Origin of the sequence: Hymenobacter sediminis (assembly GCF_003231285.1) — a bacterium.
In the GTDB taxonomy this organism is placed as follows: Bacteria; Bacteroidota; Bacteroidia; order Cytophagales; family Hymenobacteraceae; genus Hymenobacter; species Hymenobacter sediminis.
Genome location: NZ_QKNS01000007.1, coordinates 169,160 through 183,654 on the forward strand (window position 1 = coordinate 169,160; position 14,495 = coordinate 183,654).

General features: G+C 56.0%; 13 protein-coding genes. 6 read left to right on the forward strand and 7 right to left on the reverse strand.

What is annotated here, in order from left to right:
* Positions 1 to 271: 271 nt before the first annotated feature.
* Both susR and DNI29_RS18295 read left to right on the forward strand, forming a co-directional pair.
* Entirely contained in the window at positions 272 to 1,960 is a 1,689-nt protein-coding gene (gene susR, locus DNI29_RS18290; protein ID WP_110979575.1) for a SusR family glycan utilization regulator, read from the forward strand.
* A gap of 98 nt (positions 1,961 to 2,058) precedes the next feature.
* Positions 2,059 to 4,095 carry a kojibiose hydrolase gene (locus tag DNI29_RS18295; RefSeq protein ID WP_110979576.1) on the forward strand — a complete coding sequence of 679 codons (2,037 nt, stop codon included), beginning with the start codon at positions 2,059 to 2,061 and terminating at the stop codon, positions 4,093 to 4,095.
* A 44-nt stretch (positions 4,096 to 4,139) separates the two neighbouring features.
* Here DNI29_RS18295 and DNI29_RS18300 read toward each other — a convergent pair whose 3' ends face one another.
* On the reverse strand, positions 4,140 to 4,661 hold the full coding sequence (locus DNI29_RS18300) for a DUF2306 domain-containing protein (protein ID WP_110979577.1): 522 nt from the start codon (positions 4,659 to 4,661) through the stop codon (positions 4,140 to 4,142).
* Between the two features lie 440 nt (positions 4,662 to 5,101).
* Between DNI29_RS18300 and DNI29_RS18305 the strand changes: the two genes are divergently transcribed.
* The gene (locus DNI29_RS18305; RefSeq protein WP_110979578.1) at positions 5,102 to 5,911 is read left to right on the forward strand and encodes an alpha/beta fold hydrolase; all 810 of its coding nucleotides are present in this window, start codon (positions 5,102 to 5,104) and stop codon (positions 5,909 to 5,911) included.
* 102 nt (positions 5,912 to 6,013) lie between these two features.
* Here DNI29_RS18305 and DNI29_RS18310 read toward each other — a convergent pair whose 3' ends face one another.
* Positions 6,014 to 6,286 carry a hypothetical protein gene (locus tag DNI29_RS18310; RefSeq protein ID WP_110979579.1) on the reverse strand — a complete coding sequence of 91 codons (273 nt, stop codon included), beginning with the start codon at positions 6,284 to 6,286 and terminating at the stop codon, positions 6,014 to 6,016.
* A gap of 145 nt (positions 6,287 to 6,431) precedes the next feature.
* Here DNI29_RS18310 and DNI29_RS18315 point away from each other — a divergent pair, with 145 nt between their 5' ends.
* A complete protein-coding gene (locus tag DNI29_RS18315) occupies positions 6,432 to 6,665 on the forward strand; it encodes a hypothetical protein (protein WP_110979580.1) in 234 nt (77 codons plus the stop codon).
* A gap of 743 nt (positions 6,666 to 7,408) precedes the next feature.
* Here DNI29_RS18315 and DNI29_RS18320 read toward each other — a convergent pair.
* The 4 genes from DNI29_RS18320 to DNI29_RS18330 all read right to left on the reverse strand — a co-directional run bounded on the left by DNI29_RS18320 (position 7,409) and on the right by DNI29_RS18330 (position 11,654).
* Positions 7,409 to 9,712, reverse strand: a complete 2,304-nt coding sequence (locus DNI29_RS18320; RefSeq protein WP_110979581.1) for a GH92 family glycosyl hydrolase — start codon at positions 9,710 to 9,712, stop codon at positions 7,409 to 7,411.
* 388 nt (positions 9,713 to 10,100) lie between these two features.
* Positions 10,101 to 10,403, reverse strand: a complete 303-nt coding sequence (locus tag DNI29_RS24225) for a hypothetical protein (RefSeq protein ID WP_238388140.1) — start codon at positions 10,401 to 10,403, stop codon at positions 10,101 to 10,103.
* 108 nt (positions 10,404 to 10,511) lie between these two features.
* Positions 10,512 to 11,021 carry a nuclear transport factor 2 family protein gene (locus DNI29_RS18325; RefSeq protein ID WP_110979582.1) on the reverse strand — a complete coding sequence of 170 codons (510 nt, stop codon included), beginning with the start codon at positions 11,019 to 11,021 and terminating at the stop codon, positions 10,512 to 10,514.
* An 81-nt stretch (positions 11,022 to 11,102) separates the two neighbouring features.
* Positions 11,103 to 11,654, reverse strand: coding sequence for a cupin domain-containing protein (locus DNI29_RS18330; protein ID WP_110979583.1), 552 nt, complete (start codon positions 11,652 to 11,654; stop codon positions 11,103 to 11,105).
* Between the two features lie 197 nt (positions 11,655 to 11,851).
* Here DNI29_RS18330 and DNI29_RS18335 point away from each other — a divergent pair, with 197 nt between their 5' ends.
* Together DNI29_RS18335 and DNI29_RS18340 are read left to right on the forward strand one after the other, a co-directional pair.
* Positions 11,852 to 12,700, forward strand: coding sequence for a phytanoyl-CoA dioxygenase family protein (locus DNI29_RS18335; RefSeq protein ID WP_202910522.1), 849 nt, complete (start codon positions 11,852 to 11,854; stop codon positions 12,698 to 12,700).
* 216 nt (positions 12,701 to 12,916) lie between these two features.
* Positions 12,917 to 13,918 carry a glycoside hydrolase family 43 protein gene (locus DNI29_RS18340; RefSeq protein ID WP_110979585.1) on the forward strand — a complete coding sequence of 334 codons (1,002 nt, stop codon included), beginning with the start codon at positions 12,917 to 12,919 and terminating at the stop codon, positions 13,916 to 13,918.
* 59 nt (positions 13,919 to 13,977) lie between these two features.
* On the opposite strand, the gene DNI29_RS18345 is transcribed toward DNI29_RS18340, so the two are convergent.
* Positions 13,978 to 14,280, reverse strand: a complete 303-nt coding sequence (locus tag DNI29_RS18345) for a hypothetical protein (RefSeq protein WP_110979586.1) — start codon at positions 14,278 to 14,280, stop codon at positions 13,978 to 13,980.
* Between the last annotated feature and the right edge of the window lie 215 nt (positions 14,281 to 14,495).

Below are 14,495 nucleotides of genomic sequence, written 5' to 3' on the forward strand. Positions count from 1 at the left end.
TAGTCGTTTTCGTGTTAGTAGCTCGTTTAAGCATCAGCTATTGCTCATTTTGAGTCGCTAGTTTACTGTCGAGCTGTATCGTTTTAGAAATCTATATGGCTGAGTTTTGTAACTTATCAAGACTATCCATAACTTCCTCGCGCCGAAGTATACTCCGCCCTCCCCTTACCCGACACCCTATAGCAATAGCAGCCCCGCGCCTTCTAATGGAAGACGTCGGCTACCCCGTACGAAGAACTGCGTCTTTCCCACCCGCCCGGCTTCTTGATCTATGCTACCTCGCTGTGTTGTAAATAGTGTCCGGCTTATTATTCTCTGCGGCCTTGTACTGCGCGCGCTAACCGGCTGGGCCAGCCCTAGTCAAACTGATAGCCTGCTCCGGGTACTCGATCAAACCCTGGTTCACCAAGCCAAGTATGACAAGCAGCGGCTCGACCGCTTGTTCATGCTTAAGTCGGAGCTGCGCGCAAATCAGGACAACGCGGCCGCCAGCTTCAACCTGGCTTTACGCATCTGCGATGAATACCAAGTATTTACCTACGATTCAGCTTTTATATACAGCCTTAAACTCGGGACGCTGGCTCGGCGGCTCCAGAGCCCGGCCAAGCTGCAGATTGCCCGAACCAAACTAGCCTACACACTGCGCTCAGGTGGCTTGTTTAAAGATGCTTTTGACACGCTCGAAAGCATTAATGTGCGGCTGCTGAGTCCTCGCTACAAGGCCGAGTTCTACGAAATCTATAGCATTGTATGCATTGAGCTGGCCGAGTACGATCAGGACACTTACTACCAGCCTTACTACACGGCCAAATCCTACACCTACGCCGATACGGCAGCCCGATTTAGCCGATCAGGCTCCTACGCACATCTAGCACAGCAGCTGTACCGAGCCAAGCAGCAAGACGACTTGCCAACAGGCCAGGCCATTTTTGCCCGGCTGCAGCGCCTACCCCTCTCTCCCCACCAGATAGCCGTCAACGCTAGTGCCCTGGCTAAGCTCTACGATGATGCCGGACAGCGCGAAAAGGCCCTGCAACTGATGACGCTGGCGGCCATTAACGATATTAAATCGGCTACGAAGGAGGGAATTGCGCTTTTTAAGGTGGCGGATTACTGCTACCAGCGCGGCGACCTGCAACGGGCCTTCTGGTACATCGGCGAGGCCCGCAAAACAGCCAACTTCTACCAAGCCCGGCAGCGCCTGTTCCAAATTTCGCCGCTATCGACGCTAATAGACGGGCAGAAAATATCCATCGTGGAAAAGCAGCGTCAGCAGGCCAAGCAATCGGCCCTGGCTATTGGCGTGCTGGCTACGCTGCTGCTGGGCACGGCCTTTATCATTTACTTTCAGCTGCGGCGGCTACAGGCTACCGGCCGCCTGCTGGCCCAAGCCAATCAGGAGCTGCACCAAAACAATGCGCAACTCCACATCCTCCACCAAAAAGAGCAAGAACTGAACGGCAAGCTTCGGGAGCTTAACCAAGGACTGAACTACGCCAACCACATCAAGGAAGAGTACATCGGCTACTACTTCAACAACACCTCCCGCTATATTGATAAGCTGGAAGTCTTGCAGAAGAAACTAACTACCCTGCTCACAACCAAGCAGGTAGCGGCTGCCCAGCAGATGGTAAAAGACATTGATATTAAATCGGAGCGCACGGCCTTGTTCAAGGGCTTCGACACGGCCTTTATTCACCTGTTTCCCAGCTTTGTAAGCGAGTTCAACGCCTTATTCACGGAGGCCGACCGAATTCAGCTGGCCGATGAGCATTTGCTTACCACGGAGCTGCGCATTTTCGCCCTAATCAGGCTAGGCATCAACGATAGTGAGCAAATCAGCCGTATTTTGGGCTATTCTATTCATACGGTGTACGCCTACAAAACTCGCGTCAAGAACCGTTCTTTCCTGCCCAACGAAGCCTTCGAGGCCCGGGTACTGGCCATTCAGGCTACCTAGCTGGGTGCCATTTTGCCCGCGCGTTCAGCCCTAGCGAAGATGGGGCTGGCGGGCAACGGCGTGTCTCTTCCTATTCCTTCTTTCTACCCCCTCGCCCGTTGAAAATCCTGCTTTGTACCTGGCTGCTGCTCACCTGCTACCTCCCACTGGCGGCTCAAACCCCGGACCCCTGGCGGATTACCGCCGACCGGATTGAGCCAAGCAACTACTACGGCGTCACGGTGGCTAACGGCATGCTGGGCATTGTATCGGCACCGGGGCCGTTTCAGGTGAAGAGCGTGGTGCTGGCCGGGGCCTACGACCAGTACGGGCGCGGGCGGGTGAGCAACTTTCTCAACAGCTTCAACCTGCTGAATATGTACCTGGAGGTGGATGGCCACCGCCTCGGCCCCCAGGATGCGCGCAACTTCCGCCAGCAGCTCGACATGCAGCGGGCTGCCCTAACCACTACCTTCGACTACGCCGACAAAGCCACCATCAGCTACACCTATTACGCCCTGCGCCACCTGCCCCACACGGTGTTGCTGGACGTGTCCATTACGGCCAAAAAGGACGTGGCCCTTACGGCAGCCAGTGTAATGGAAGCGCCCGACGCCCTGCGCGAGGTGCAGAACTACTACAACGAAATTGACCGGCCGCACACCACCTTGAGTTTGCTCACTTCATCGGCCCGGAGTCCTACGGGCAAGCTGCTGCTTTGCGCCAGCACCAGCTTTCTGTTTGAGGAGCCGCACGGGCAGGGGCCGCGCATTATTCATGAGATGTGGGACAACAACATGCACCTCATGAAATTCGGCAAGGCGCTGAAGGCGGGGCAGACCTACGCCTACGCCGTGGCGGGTTCCTCTATCACCTCGGCCCACCACCCCGACCCGCTGAATGAGGCCGAGCGCCTGACCATTTTTGCCCGCCTGGAAGGCCGCCAGCGCCTGCTGGACTTCCATACCAAAGCCTGGCAGGAGCTATGGCAGAGCGACATTCAGATAACCGGCGACGCCCAGGCCCAGCAGGACGTGCACAGCATGCTCTACCACCTCTACAGCTTCTCGCGCGCCGGCACCGACTACTCCCCCTCGCCTATGGGCCTTTCGGGCCTGGGCTACAACGGCCACGTATTCTGGGATACCGACGTATGGATGTTTCCGGTGCTGGCTGTGCTGCACCCGGAAATTGCGAAGTCGCTGGTGGAGTACCGGTTCAACCGCCTGGAGCTGGCCCGCCGCAACGCTTTTACTCACGGCTATAAGGGTGCCATGTACCCCTGGGAAAGTGCCGATACCGGCGTGGAGGAAACGCCCGTGTGGGCGCTGAGCGGGCCCTTTGAGCACCATATTTCCGCCTGCGTGGCCCTGGCTGCCTGGCAGTACTACTGCGTGACCCAGGACAAGGACTGGCTGCGCGAAAAAGGTTGGCCTATCCTGTCGGCTACCGCTGATTTCTGGGCTAGCCGGGTGGAGCGCAACGGCCCGGGCCACTACGACATTAAGAATGTGGTGGCGGCCGACGAGTGGGCCGAAAACGTGGATAACGACGCCTTCACTAACGCCGCGGCCCGTGTGAACCTGCAGAATGCCGCCGCCGCGGCCCGCCTACTAGGTCTGCGTGCCAACCCCGACTGGCAGCAGGTGGCCCAGAACATCCCCATCCTGCGCCTGCCCGACGGCGTAACCCAGGAGCACGCCAGCTACCGCGGCGAGGGAATCAAGCAAGGCGACGTGAACCTGCTGGCCTACCCCCTCGGCGTCATCACCGACCCCGCCCAGATTCGAAAGGACTTAGCTTACTACGAAACGCGCGTGCCGAACGAAGGCACCCCCGCCATGACCCAGGCCATCTTTGCTTTGCTCTACGCCCGCCTTGGCGACGGGGCCAAAGCCCGCCACTTTTTCCAGGACGCCTACCAGCCCAATCTGCTCCCGCCCTTCCGCGTCATTGCCGAAACCAAAGGCGGCACCAACCCCTACTTTGCTACCGGCGCGGGCGGCGTGCTGCAAGCCGTGCTCATGGGCTTTGGCGGGCTCGATATTACGCCCACTGGCATCACGCAGCGCAAAACTACTTTGCCCACAGGTTGGCAATCGGTAAAGATTACCGGCGTAGGGACCCAGAAAAAAACTTATTCCGTGGGGCGTTGAGGCAGCGAATTGCGCTAGTAGATGGCGTGCCTTTCACCCCTACCCTACCCCTTCCTGCCTTGGGTAGCCAGAGCCTGGGGTACCGCTGCCAGCACCGCCCTACCCTGCCAGCGTGGCCAAACCCGCACCAGCCAAGCTGCACCCGGCAGCGCCACCGTAGCCGTAGACATGGCCGCCACTTCCCAAAACGACAGTCCCGGCACCCGCACCAGCACCTCTGCCACCAGCGCCACATATAGCTCCAGCACCGATAAATACATAAACCCAGCGTGCAACTGCTGCCAAGAGCGAGCCGGTTTCCGCCGCAGTACCGGCACCATACCGGCCCCCAAGGTAAGGGCACTGAGCACAGCCGCTACGTGAAAGATGCCAAACCCATGAAACTGCCGATAGATACCAAAGCAGGTAACCAGCATGACCACCACGGCACCAATGTAGCCATAGCCCAAGCGCTTATGCAGCCGTCCGCTTTTAGGCCGTACCAGCACCGCAGTACCCAGAGCCAAGGAGGCCAAAGCTGCTAGCAGGTGCACCAGGCCCCAGGAACTGTAAACAATACTGTGCATGTCGTGCGTACTTTTCGGGCTGCTGACGGGCCTAATTGGGTACTAGGCAAAGTCGGGTCGGTCAGCGGTGCCTATCTGAACAGTACGTACTCGTCAGTATATCGTTTTTAGAGCTGAGGGGTAGTGGGGCAGCAGACCTGCCAGGCAACGGGCAAAAGGTCGGTTATGGGGTCTTCTATCCCTACCCCCTTTGGCAGCCCGAAACCCACGTAGCCTATTCTGGGCTTGCGGACCAGTGGCAACACCCTACCCCCTACCCGCGGGCCAACCACTCAGACGATGAGCGGGGGTAAGTAGGTAAGCCCCACAATGGGAAATAACTACTTTATTGGGATGAGCTTGCTTTGGTTGTGTATTATCTTGAGCTTATAGCACATTACCAAAAAACCGGCCGCTGAATTGCTATGGGGGCGACGCGCCTCTACCTCTTGTTAAGTGCTATGAATATTCTTCATCGTCATCATGTCTCCTTTTATGGATCCGGGAGCCAGCCCATCGTTTTCTCCCACGGCTTTGGCACCGATCAACACGCTTGGCAGTACGTGGCACCGGCCTTTGCTGCCCGGCACCAGGTAGTCCTTTTTGATCTGGTAGGCGCTGGCTCCTCCGATAAAACGGCCTACGACTTCACACGCTACTCCACGCTGGAAGGCTACGCCGATGATTTAGTGGATCTGCTGCGGGCTCTACAGCGGCCCAAAGTGGTGTATGTGGGTCACTCAGTTAGCGGCATGATTGGGGTGCTGGCCGCCATCCGGGCCCCCGAGCTATTTGAGCGGCTAATCTTGCTGGCCGCTTCTCCATGCTACATCAACGACGGCGACTACCTGGGTGGCTTCGAGCCCGCTGACCTGGAGGAATTGCTCGGCTTTCTAGACCAAGACTATCGGGCCTGGTCGCATACGGTAGTACCCACGCTAGTAGGTGGCGACATGCGGCCGGAATTAGTGGATGAGGTATTAGCTAGCTTTACCCGGGTTGACCCGGCCATTGCCCGTCAGTTTGCCCGCGCGACCTTCCTCTCTGATTATCGCGCCCAGTTAAACCAACTCCAGGTTCCATCACTGATTATACAGTGTGCTGAAGACTCTGTGGCCCCCACCGAGGTAGGCCGCTATTTGCACGCCAACCTAGCTGGTAGTACCCTCGATATTCTGAACACCACCGGCCACTACCCCCACCTCAACGCCTCCGTGGCTACTATTGCCTCCATGGAGCGCTACTTGCGCACTAGCCGTATAAGCGCTTAGGTCCCAGTACCAACCCGGCATCCTTGCCACACTACCATGCAACAAGCCCGACGGATGATCCGCCGGGCTTGTTCAGTTATAGCTGCCTCTGTTGAGCAAGCCTTACAGCGGTTCGTCGTTGCTGGTGTTGCTAGCGCCGGGGTCAGTGTCGCCGCCGGTATCAGATGCGGCAGTTGATGCCGTAGCATCAGTGGGCGTATCACTGGTGGTTTCGTTTTCCGTGGAGGACGTATCCTCTTCAGTTTCCGAAGGGGCGCTTTCGGGGCGCGGCAGGTTGGTGCCATCCACATCAGCGCTTTGGGTATCAGGAGTGCCTTTTGTGGGCAAGGTAGGTTCTGCCGGGTTGGGCTGCTTGGGGGTGTTTCGAGGGTCCATGAGGGGTAGTATCTAGGGTTGCGGAGAGCCGCTCAGGAGGTAGCGGCTACTCGGCATGTGTACGTTGAAGCTGAACCGTTGGATACTGCCAACCCTGTTGCTGGCCCCTGCGTTATACTGTCATTCACCATTCCCTTTGTCAATCATGAGCATCTTTGGTTCCGACCGCCCAAGCGGTACACTAGGTGGCCTCATTTCGGGCCTGTTTGGCGGCAGAAGCGCCGTAAACTCTTCCACCGGCGCCTACAATACTCCCATTCGCTCCGGCAGAAACAACAAGCTGCTAGGTGGCGCGTTGCTGGCAGCCGGCGCTGCCTACCTCTACAATCGCAACAGGAACAAGAACAGAGCCGCCACCACCTTCAACCCGAACCTGTAGGTTGCTGGCCTGAACAAACGAAAGCCCCACCGCTGACCAGTTTTGGTTAGTGGTGGGGCTTTTGTTTGCTAGTGGCACACACTTAACCGACGTAAGTTTAGCATAACGTACTTCGTAGCAACCATCAAGCATTCTTCCCAAGAACTACTCTACAAAGACTGGCATAGATGTAATTAATTCAAAATGCCCGTAATCCTTGATTTCTGTTCCAGGTACATTTTCTTCTCGAATCAGCCATTCACCAACACGTTCTCCCTTGTATCGAACACCTTGCATTCGAAGCTGATTATTGCAGGCCCACCAAGTAGATATACCATACGGTTCACCGTCTACAAATATTCCTTCAAAAGCAAATGCCCCATTTTCACAAACTTCTCTTCTTAACTCAAAATCATTTTTTTGAGCGTGATATGACTCAAAAACAAGATTTTGGTATTGATAGCGTCGTTGTAAAAAAACTCTTTTTTTGAAATATCATTTCTCATCTCGAATTGTGCTATCTCGCCAAAAAACAGTTACAACGGAATCTGCATGTAGTCTGCACTGTAATAATATATTTCCTTTGACAGTGTTATACCATCTTTCTTGATACCATGATACGTAAGTTTGGCAGCTACAGAGTAATGAAGTAAACACCGATCCTAAAGCAATTAGCTTATAAATATTACATTGCTTTCTTATCATATACATGCTACACATTATTATTTTTTCACCTAACTATTCATTCGCTAAGTAGTAAAAATTTAACCCTCCGACGGCTTTCCTGCCATCGTAAATACCAGTTCTCCGCCGTTCAGAATATCCTGATGATTCAGGAAGGGGCGCGTGAGTTTCTGACCGTTTAGGCGGGCTTCTTTTACATACACGTTTTTGTCGCTCTGGTTTTTGACGGTGATGCGGAAGGTTTTGCCGTTTTCGAGGCGTAGGGTGGCGCCGTGGATGGCGGGGCTGCCCAGGGCGTACTCGGGGGAGCCGGGCGCTACGGGGTAGAAGCCCAGGGCCGAGAAGATGTACCAGGCCGACATCTGCCCGCAGTCGTCGTTGCCGCCGAGGCCATCGGGCGTGGGGCGGTACATCTTGGGCAGAATCATGCGCACGCGGGCCTGGGTTTTCCAGGGCTGATTGGTCCAGTTGTAGAGGTAGGCGGCGTGGTGGGCGGGCTCATTACCGTGCACGTAGTTCCCAATGATACCGTCGCGGGTGATGTCCTCGGTTTCGGCGAAGAACTTATCGGGCAGGTGCATGGTGAACAGAGAGTCCAGGTGGGGCACGAAGCGGACGTTGCCGCCCATTTTGGCGATGAGCGCGCTAGGGTCCTGAGGCACGTAGAGGCTGTAGTTCCAGGCGTTGCCCTCAATAAAGCCCTGGTTGTGGGTGCTAAGCACGTCGAATTCTTTGCGGAACGAGCCATCCGAGAGGCGCGGGCGCATGAAGCCAATGCGCTGGTCATACACGTTCTGCCAGTTCTGGGCGCGTTTGCTGAACTCCTGCTCAATGTCCGGGCGGCCCAGCTTTTTGGCGGCCTGGGCAATGCACCAGTCATCGTAGGCGTATTCCAGGGTTTTCGAGACGGAGGAACCACTTTTGTCTTCGGGCACGTAGCCCAGGCGCAGGTAGTCCCCAATGCCGTCGTACCACTGCTGGCGGGCGGTGGTCACGCAGGCGTCCAGGGCCTTATTGGCATCGAAGGGGGCATTGCCTTTGATAATAGCATCGGCAATAACGGGCACCGAGTGGTAGCCAATCATGCACCAGTTCTCGTTGGCGTAGTGGCTCCACACCGGCAGCATGTGCTCGGCGCTCTGCTGATAATGCGCCAGCATCGACTGAATCATGTCGGCGTTGCGCTTGGGCTGTACTACGTTGAACAGCGGGTGCAGGGCCCGGTAGGTATCCCAGAGCGAGAAGGTAGTGTAGTTCGTGAAGCCTTCCGCCTTATGAATATTCTGGTCGAGGCCACGGTACTGCCCGTCTACATCCTGGTAGGTGGTAGGGCTCAGGAAGGCGTGGTAGAGAGCCGTGTAGAAGTTGTCCTTGTCTACCCGTTTCGGGCTTTGGATGGTCACCTTGCTTAGCTCCTGCTGCCATTGCTCCTGCCCCTGGCGCTTCACTTGCTCGAAGTTCCAGCCCGGCAGCTCGGCCCGCAGGTTGCGCAACGCCCCTTCGGTACTCACCGAGGACAAGGCCATTTTCAGCTTGATCTTCTCCCCGGCTTCCGTCTTGAAATCGAAGTACATGCGCAGCTGCTCGCCAGCTTGCTCCGGGAAGTTGTGGGCCTGGTCGAAACGCCCCCAGAACCCGCGGTAGGCCTGCTTTTTGGCGTAGTTGCGGGCCCCATACTGGCGGAAGGGCTTGGAGAATTGTAGAGCAAAATACTCGGTGCGGGTGCGGGCCCAGCCGTGGGTTTGGCGGTAGCCGGTCACCAGCGAATCATTTTCTACCCGCACGAAGGTCCAAACGTTCTTATCAGGGTAGTTGTAGATGCCGGCCGTGAGGTCGAGGATGATGTGGGCCTCATCGGCCTTCGGGAAGGTGTACTGGTGCATCCCTACCCGGTTGGTCGCCGTCAGCTCGGCCAGGATGTTGTGGTCATCGAGCTTCACGCGGTAGTACGCCGGTTCGGCTACCTCATTCTTATGCGAAAACGCGGAGCGGAAGCCACTCTGGGGCTTATCGGCAGTGCCGGGGTTGAGCTGCAGCGGCCCCGTAGTGGGCATGATGAGGAAGTCGCCGAGGTCGGAGTGGCCGGTGCCGCTGAAGTGGGTGTGCGAAAACCCGACGATGGTTTTGTCCTCGTATTGGTAGCCGGCGCAGTACTCGTACACCTTGGGGTTGTACTTGCCGTTCAGCTCGTAGCTGATGGTATCGGTATCGGGCGAGAGCTGCACCATGCCAAACGGCACCGTTGCTCCCGGAAACGTGTGCCCCATGCGCTGCGTGCCCACAATGGGGTGAGCGTACTGCACCAGGTTTTCAGCGGGCTTCGGAGTTTGGGCGAGGGTAGGAAAAGTTGTAAGAAGAAGTGCAGCGAGGAACGGAAGTTTCATCAGCTTCGGGAAAGGAGTTGAAGCTGGGAAGGTAGCTAGTCTTTCTAATTTCTATACATTCTTCACTACTCCTATGCCTTGCAAGTCCCCTATCAATTCCTTGCAGAGATATGCTGATTTAGCGTATAGATGGAGATAATAATCCGGTCTATCTAGCCAAACACCTCTACAGATAATTGAATCTCCATTAGTCCACCACTTATTATACTTATCGCTACACTCATGTATTAGCTGATAAGCCGGGCTCACATACTCTTCAAGTAATTCATTATTGAGCAGTTCGTAATATAAGGGCATTCATTCCACGCAGCCAACTCATTACGAATGGCATAACTTTCTACAAACTTATCAATGACGAATACAGGATATTCAAATTATTATCGTCCTCCTACGTACACACCTCACCTTTATCTGTGATATAAAAATTAAATTGTGCTGTAGAATGTTCTCCGCATTCAAAAATATATCGACCTCCTACTTTAGACACATCTTCGTCTCTGTTAAAAACTATATCTAAACTTGAAAAAAGGTTAGCTTTAAAAGTAGCTCCCTTATTATTCTGAATAGTTAAAATTAAACCAGAATAGTTCTCCTGAAAGGACAGCAGCGCTGAAGTCGGCTTTACGCCCTGTTTAAGTAAGTACCGACTAAGCACTTCTGTGGTAATCAGCCAAGATTTATCTTGCTTCAATGTTTGAAGATATTTCCGAGCCCTTGGAGAAAGCTGAAGCGTACTCATTACCAAACCATTAATTAAAAAATCCTAGCATATCTTCTACCAGTAGGGTCAATTACTATTCTAATGCCCGTAACTCACTACCCGCGTTACTTTCCACTGCCCGTCTTTTAGGCGCCACACCATCATATTCTTGAAGGTGCCGCAGTCGTCTTTGCCGTTCTCGACGTGGCAGAAGCGGTGCTGGTAGGTTTCCACGGCGCCGTAGCCGCTGATAGGGTACACTTCCAGGGTGCCGGGCACGAGTTGGCGGTTTAGGCCGGTGGTTTTGTTCTGCTCGAACAGGTTGCGGAAGCCCTGCATGGTTTGCTCGAAGTTGGCCAGGCCGCCTTTGTCGTGGTAAAACTCCAGGTCCTCGGCGAAGAAGGTTTGCAGCTGGGCGGCATCGTGGCGGTTGAAGGCCACGAACATGGCACTATCTAGGCGGGCAATGGTGCGGTACAGCTCCGGCGATATGGGCGGAGGCGGCAGGACAGCAAGAGCGGCGGGTTTGGTGGCGGTGCAGGCCGAAGTGCAGAGCCCCACTAACAACGCGGCTACTGCTGTGACATACGTTGCCGTTCGGGTTAGCATAAGGGGTAGGAAAAGCACTGTTGTTGATGAGCCGCCTAAATATAGAGGGTGCTCCGTCTTATTTCCTGCCCCCTTGCTTGCTCAGTCCACTTGCAGCGGTGGCCCCACGACTTTCATTTCGTGGGCGGCGAATAGCTGGGCCACTTGCTGTTGGGTGGGCTCAGCTTTAAGAGAAGCCATAGCCACAAAAAACTCCTCTAGCTTGCCGGCGGGCTGCATGGTTACCAGCATATGGCCGCGTGGGCTCACCTGGGTCCAGGCATGCGGCACATAGCGGGGTAGGAAAATAGAGTCGCCGGTTTTGAGTCGGTACTTATCTTCTCCTACCTGAAAGGCATACTCGCCTTCGAGGACATAGAAGATTTCATCCTGGCCCAGGTGCACATGCAGCGGCGTGCCCCGCCCCTGCGAGAGGCTGGTTTGCTCGAAGATGGCCAAGTCGCCGTTGGTATCCTTGCCCGACACCTTCACGTCCAGCACATTCTGGTTGACGCCTTTCAGGCGGAGGTGCCCGTGGAAACGACCCTCACCGGCACTGGCTTTAAATCCTTTGGTGTTGCGCTCATCTGGGGTTGGCACGGCAACTAAGGGTAGGGCGGCGAGGGAAGCCTGAAGGAAGCGGCGGCGTTGCATAGCAGGTAAGGGGTAGGAAAACCAACGGCAAGGTCTTTCCTGAATATACTAATAAATAGATGCTTATGTACTGACGGATAGAGGTTTCGGAGAGCTCCTCTGTTGCCACCTCCAACCCATGAAATCCGTTTGAACGCAAATACCCCGAGCCATTGCTGGCTTAAATCAATAGTGCCGCCTAAGCTAAACCCCGGAATATGATGGAAACAGCTGAATCAATGACCCCAGCCCAGCCTCGCTACGATGTAGCCCAGATTATGGGCGGCCTCTACGGCGACGGTATTATTGGCCTGAAAGGTGCGTTTAGTCGCGCGTGGGCCCAGCAGCTTCATGAGGACATTACGCGCTTGTATGCCGAGGCCCTGCAGCGCCCCGGTGGGGCCCTGGGCCGCGGCCCCAAGCGCCACTACGTAGAAATTCACCCCGAGAACATTCGGGGTTTCGTGGAGTTGGCCACGCACCCGTGGGTAGTGGCGGTGTGCGAGGCTATGCTGGGGCCAGAGTACAAAATCGTGGAAATTGGCTTTGATGTGCCCAACCCCGGCGCTATGAACCAGCCCTGGCACCGCGACTTTCCCGCCCCCGACGACACCATCATCGGCCGCCGGCTGAATTCCCTGGCGTTCAACCTGACCACCATCGACGTAACCGAGGATATGGGGCCATTCGAGGTGGCGCCCGGCACGCAGTGGGATTTGCCCGAGGACTTTGAGCACGGTATGTTTCCGCCCAAAAGCAACAGTCCCCGCTACGAGGCCCGCGCCCAGCGCAAAATGCCTCAGATGGGCGACATTTCGGCCCGCTCGGCCCTGACCATTCACCGCGGCACGGCCAACCACTCCGACAAGCCCCGGCCCGCGCTGGTGCTCGGCGTGGACGCGCCCACCGCCAACAACGCCGAGCGCCACGACCTGCAAATCACCCGCGCCTACTATGCTACCCTCCCCGAAAGTCTGAAGCAGCACCTCACCTGCCGCCTGGTAGATACCCTGGAGCCCATTGTGCAGGCTCATACCATTGAGGGCTTGATGATGGGCGAGGCGTAGGAAGCGGTTGCAAGCGCACGCATCATCCCGAATAGGCTTCGGCTGCCCCTCCGCCTGATCGGGCTTTTCCAGACTCCAGGCCGTCATTCCGAGCTGGTCGAGGAATTCTGCGTGCTGACGTTGTAATGGTAATCAGACATCAGCACGCAAGATTCCTCGACCAGCTCGGAATGACCGTTCTTTCACAAAACAGAGCTGCGCCTCCTACCTTCTCTTATGCACACCCCCAACGACCACATCTACCAGGAGGCGCAGCTGGCGCCCATGACGGTAGACGAAATCAATGAACTGACCCGCCGGGCCCGCGCCCTACCCCCCAGCGGTGACCAAACCCATGTACTGGTGCCCGATGGCGAAGACCCCTGGGTTATTGCCCACGAAGACCAACTGTACTACTGCACCGTGGATCGGCGGAAGCGGGAAATACTGGTAGCCCGATTTTCCAGTCTCCCGGAAATGGCCATGGCGGAGCTAGTGTCGGTGTGGCCTGGCACGGAGGGCCCTACCCCAGATTTCGTGGAAATATGGGCCCCGGAGTTGCAGCTGATTGATGGCAATTGGTACATCTACTTCGCGCTCTATAACGCCCGCAACGGCGAAGAGCGCCTCTATACCCTGCAAGCCACCAGCCCCGACGCCCAGGGCAGCTACGAGTTCAAGGGCAAGCTGGAAATTCCGACGGACCGGTGGGCTATTGATGGCTCGGTACTGCCCATGCCCGACGGGCAGCTATACTTTATCTGGTCGGGTTGGGAGGGCTTCACCAACACTAGCCAGAACCTCTACATTGCCCGGATGAGCAACCCCTATACCATTGCTTCGGATCGGGTGTGCATTTCGCGGCCCGAACACCCGTGGGAAAAGCAGGGCTACCCCTACGTGAATGAGGGGCCGCAGGCCCTAGTGCGCAATGGCCGCATCTTCATCATCTACTCCGCCAGCGGCAGCTGGACCGACGACTACTGCCTGGGCCAGCTCACCTACCTAGGCGGCGACGCCTTGAACCCCGCCTCTTGGCGCAAGGAGCCCCAGCCAGTCTTTTCGAAAACCGATACCATTTTTGGCCCCGGCCATGCCTCGTTTGTGCAGATTAAGGGGCAGGATTACATCATTTACCACGCTGCCCGCAGCAGCCAGGCCGGGTGGGCCCGCCAGATTCGGGCCAAGCCCTTCACCTGGCACGAAGACGGCTCGCCAGATTTTGGCGAGCCGCTGTAATTAACAAGGCCTTTGGCTGTAGATGACCGGCACCGTGGCCCCTACCCCTTATACCGGGCTCAACCACCTGAGCGCACCTGATCGGCTTTCATTTCCCGCTGGGCGGCTTTTAGCTGGTGCTTTTTGGCCTGTAGCCGCTCCTCCTCACTTTTAGCCCGGAGCTTGGCTTCCTCAGTTACGCGCTCCTGCTCCTGAATTTCGCTTCGCAGAGACTCTATCTGCTGCTGGTCGCCGGATATCATGGAGCCGGAGGTAGTACCGGCACTGGTGCTACCAGAGCCTGAGTTGAAAACAGAGCAGCCAATGATGGCCGGTAGTAGCAGCAGTAAGCCACCAGCAAGTGCATTCTTGAGTACACGCATAGTCGTAGTCTGATAAGGTACCCTCTGCTGTACCTGCCTAACCACTCATTAGTTACTGTCGAGCAATCAATTATTTATCAATAACTTACATATTATTAAGCTAATATTTATGTCATCGTAGACAGCCACATGTGTTAGCCACCCCCACGTAATTAACTGGCTGTGGCATCCAGCCCGAGATACAGCCCGAAGCTGGTAAAAGTGCTGCCACGGCC

Excerpts from the sequence above, each read along its gene's own strand:
- DNI29_RS18330 (WP_110979583.1), bottom strand. The coding sequence starts at position 11,654 with ATGCAACGCCGCCGCTTCCTTCAGGCTTCCCTCGCCGCCCTACCCTTA.
- DNI29_RS18325 (WP_110979582.1), bottom strand. The coding sequence starts at position 11,021 with ATGCTAACCCGAACGGCAACGTATGTCACAGCAGTAGCCGCGTTGTTA.
- DNI29_RS18310 (WP_110979579.1), bottom strand. The coding sequence starts at position 6,286 with ATGGACCCTCGAAACACCCCCAAGCAGCCCAACCCGGCAGAACCTACC.
- DNI29_RS18320 (WP_110979581.1), bottom strand. The coding sequence starts at position 9,712 with ATGAAACTTCCGTTCCTCGCTGCACTTCTTCTTACAACTTTTCCTACC.
- DNI29_RS18340 (WP_110979585.1), top strand. The coding sequence starts at position 12,917 with ATGCACACCCCCAACGACCACATCTACCAGGAGGCGCAGCTGGCGCCC.
- DNI29_RS18335 (WP_202910522.1), top strand. The coding sequence starts at position 11,852 with ATGATGGAAACAGCTGAATCAATGACCCCAGCCCAGCCTCGCTACGAT.
- DNI29_RS18345 (WP_110979586.1), bottom strand. The coding sequence starts at position 14,280 with ATGCGTGTACTCAAGAATGCACTTGCTGGTGGCTTACTGCTGCTACTA.
- susR (WP_110979575.1), top strand. The coding sequence starts at position 272 with ATGCTACCTCGCTGTGTTGTAAATAGTGTCCGGCTTATTATTCTCTGC.
- DNI29_RS18305 (WP_110979578.1), top strand. The coding sequence starts at position 5,102 with ATGAATATTCTTCATCGTCATCATGTCTCCTTTTATGGATCCGGGAGC.
- DNI29_RS18315 (WP_110979580.1), top strand. The coding sequence starts at position 6,432 with ATGAGCATCTTTGGTTCCGACCGCCCAAGCGGTACACTAGGTGGCCTC.
- DNI29_RS18300 (WP_110979577.1), bottom strand. The coding sequence starts at position 4,661 with ATGCACAGTATTGTTTACAGTTCCTGGGGCCTGGTGCACCTGCTAGCA.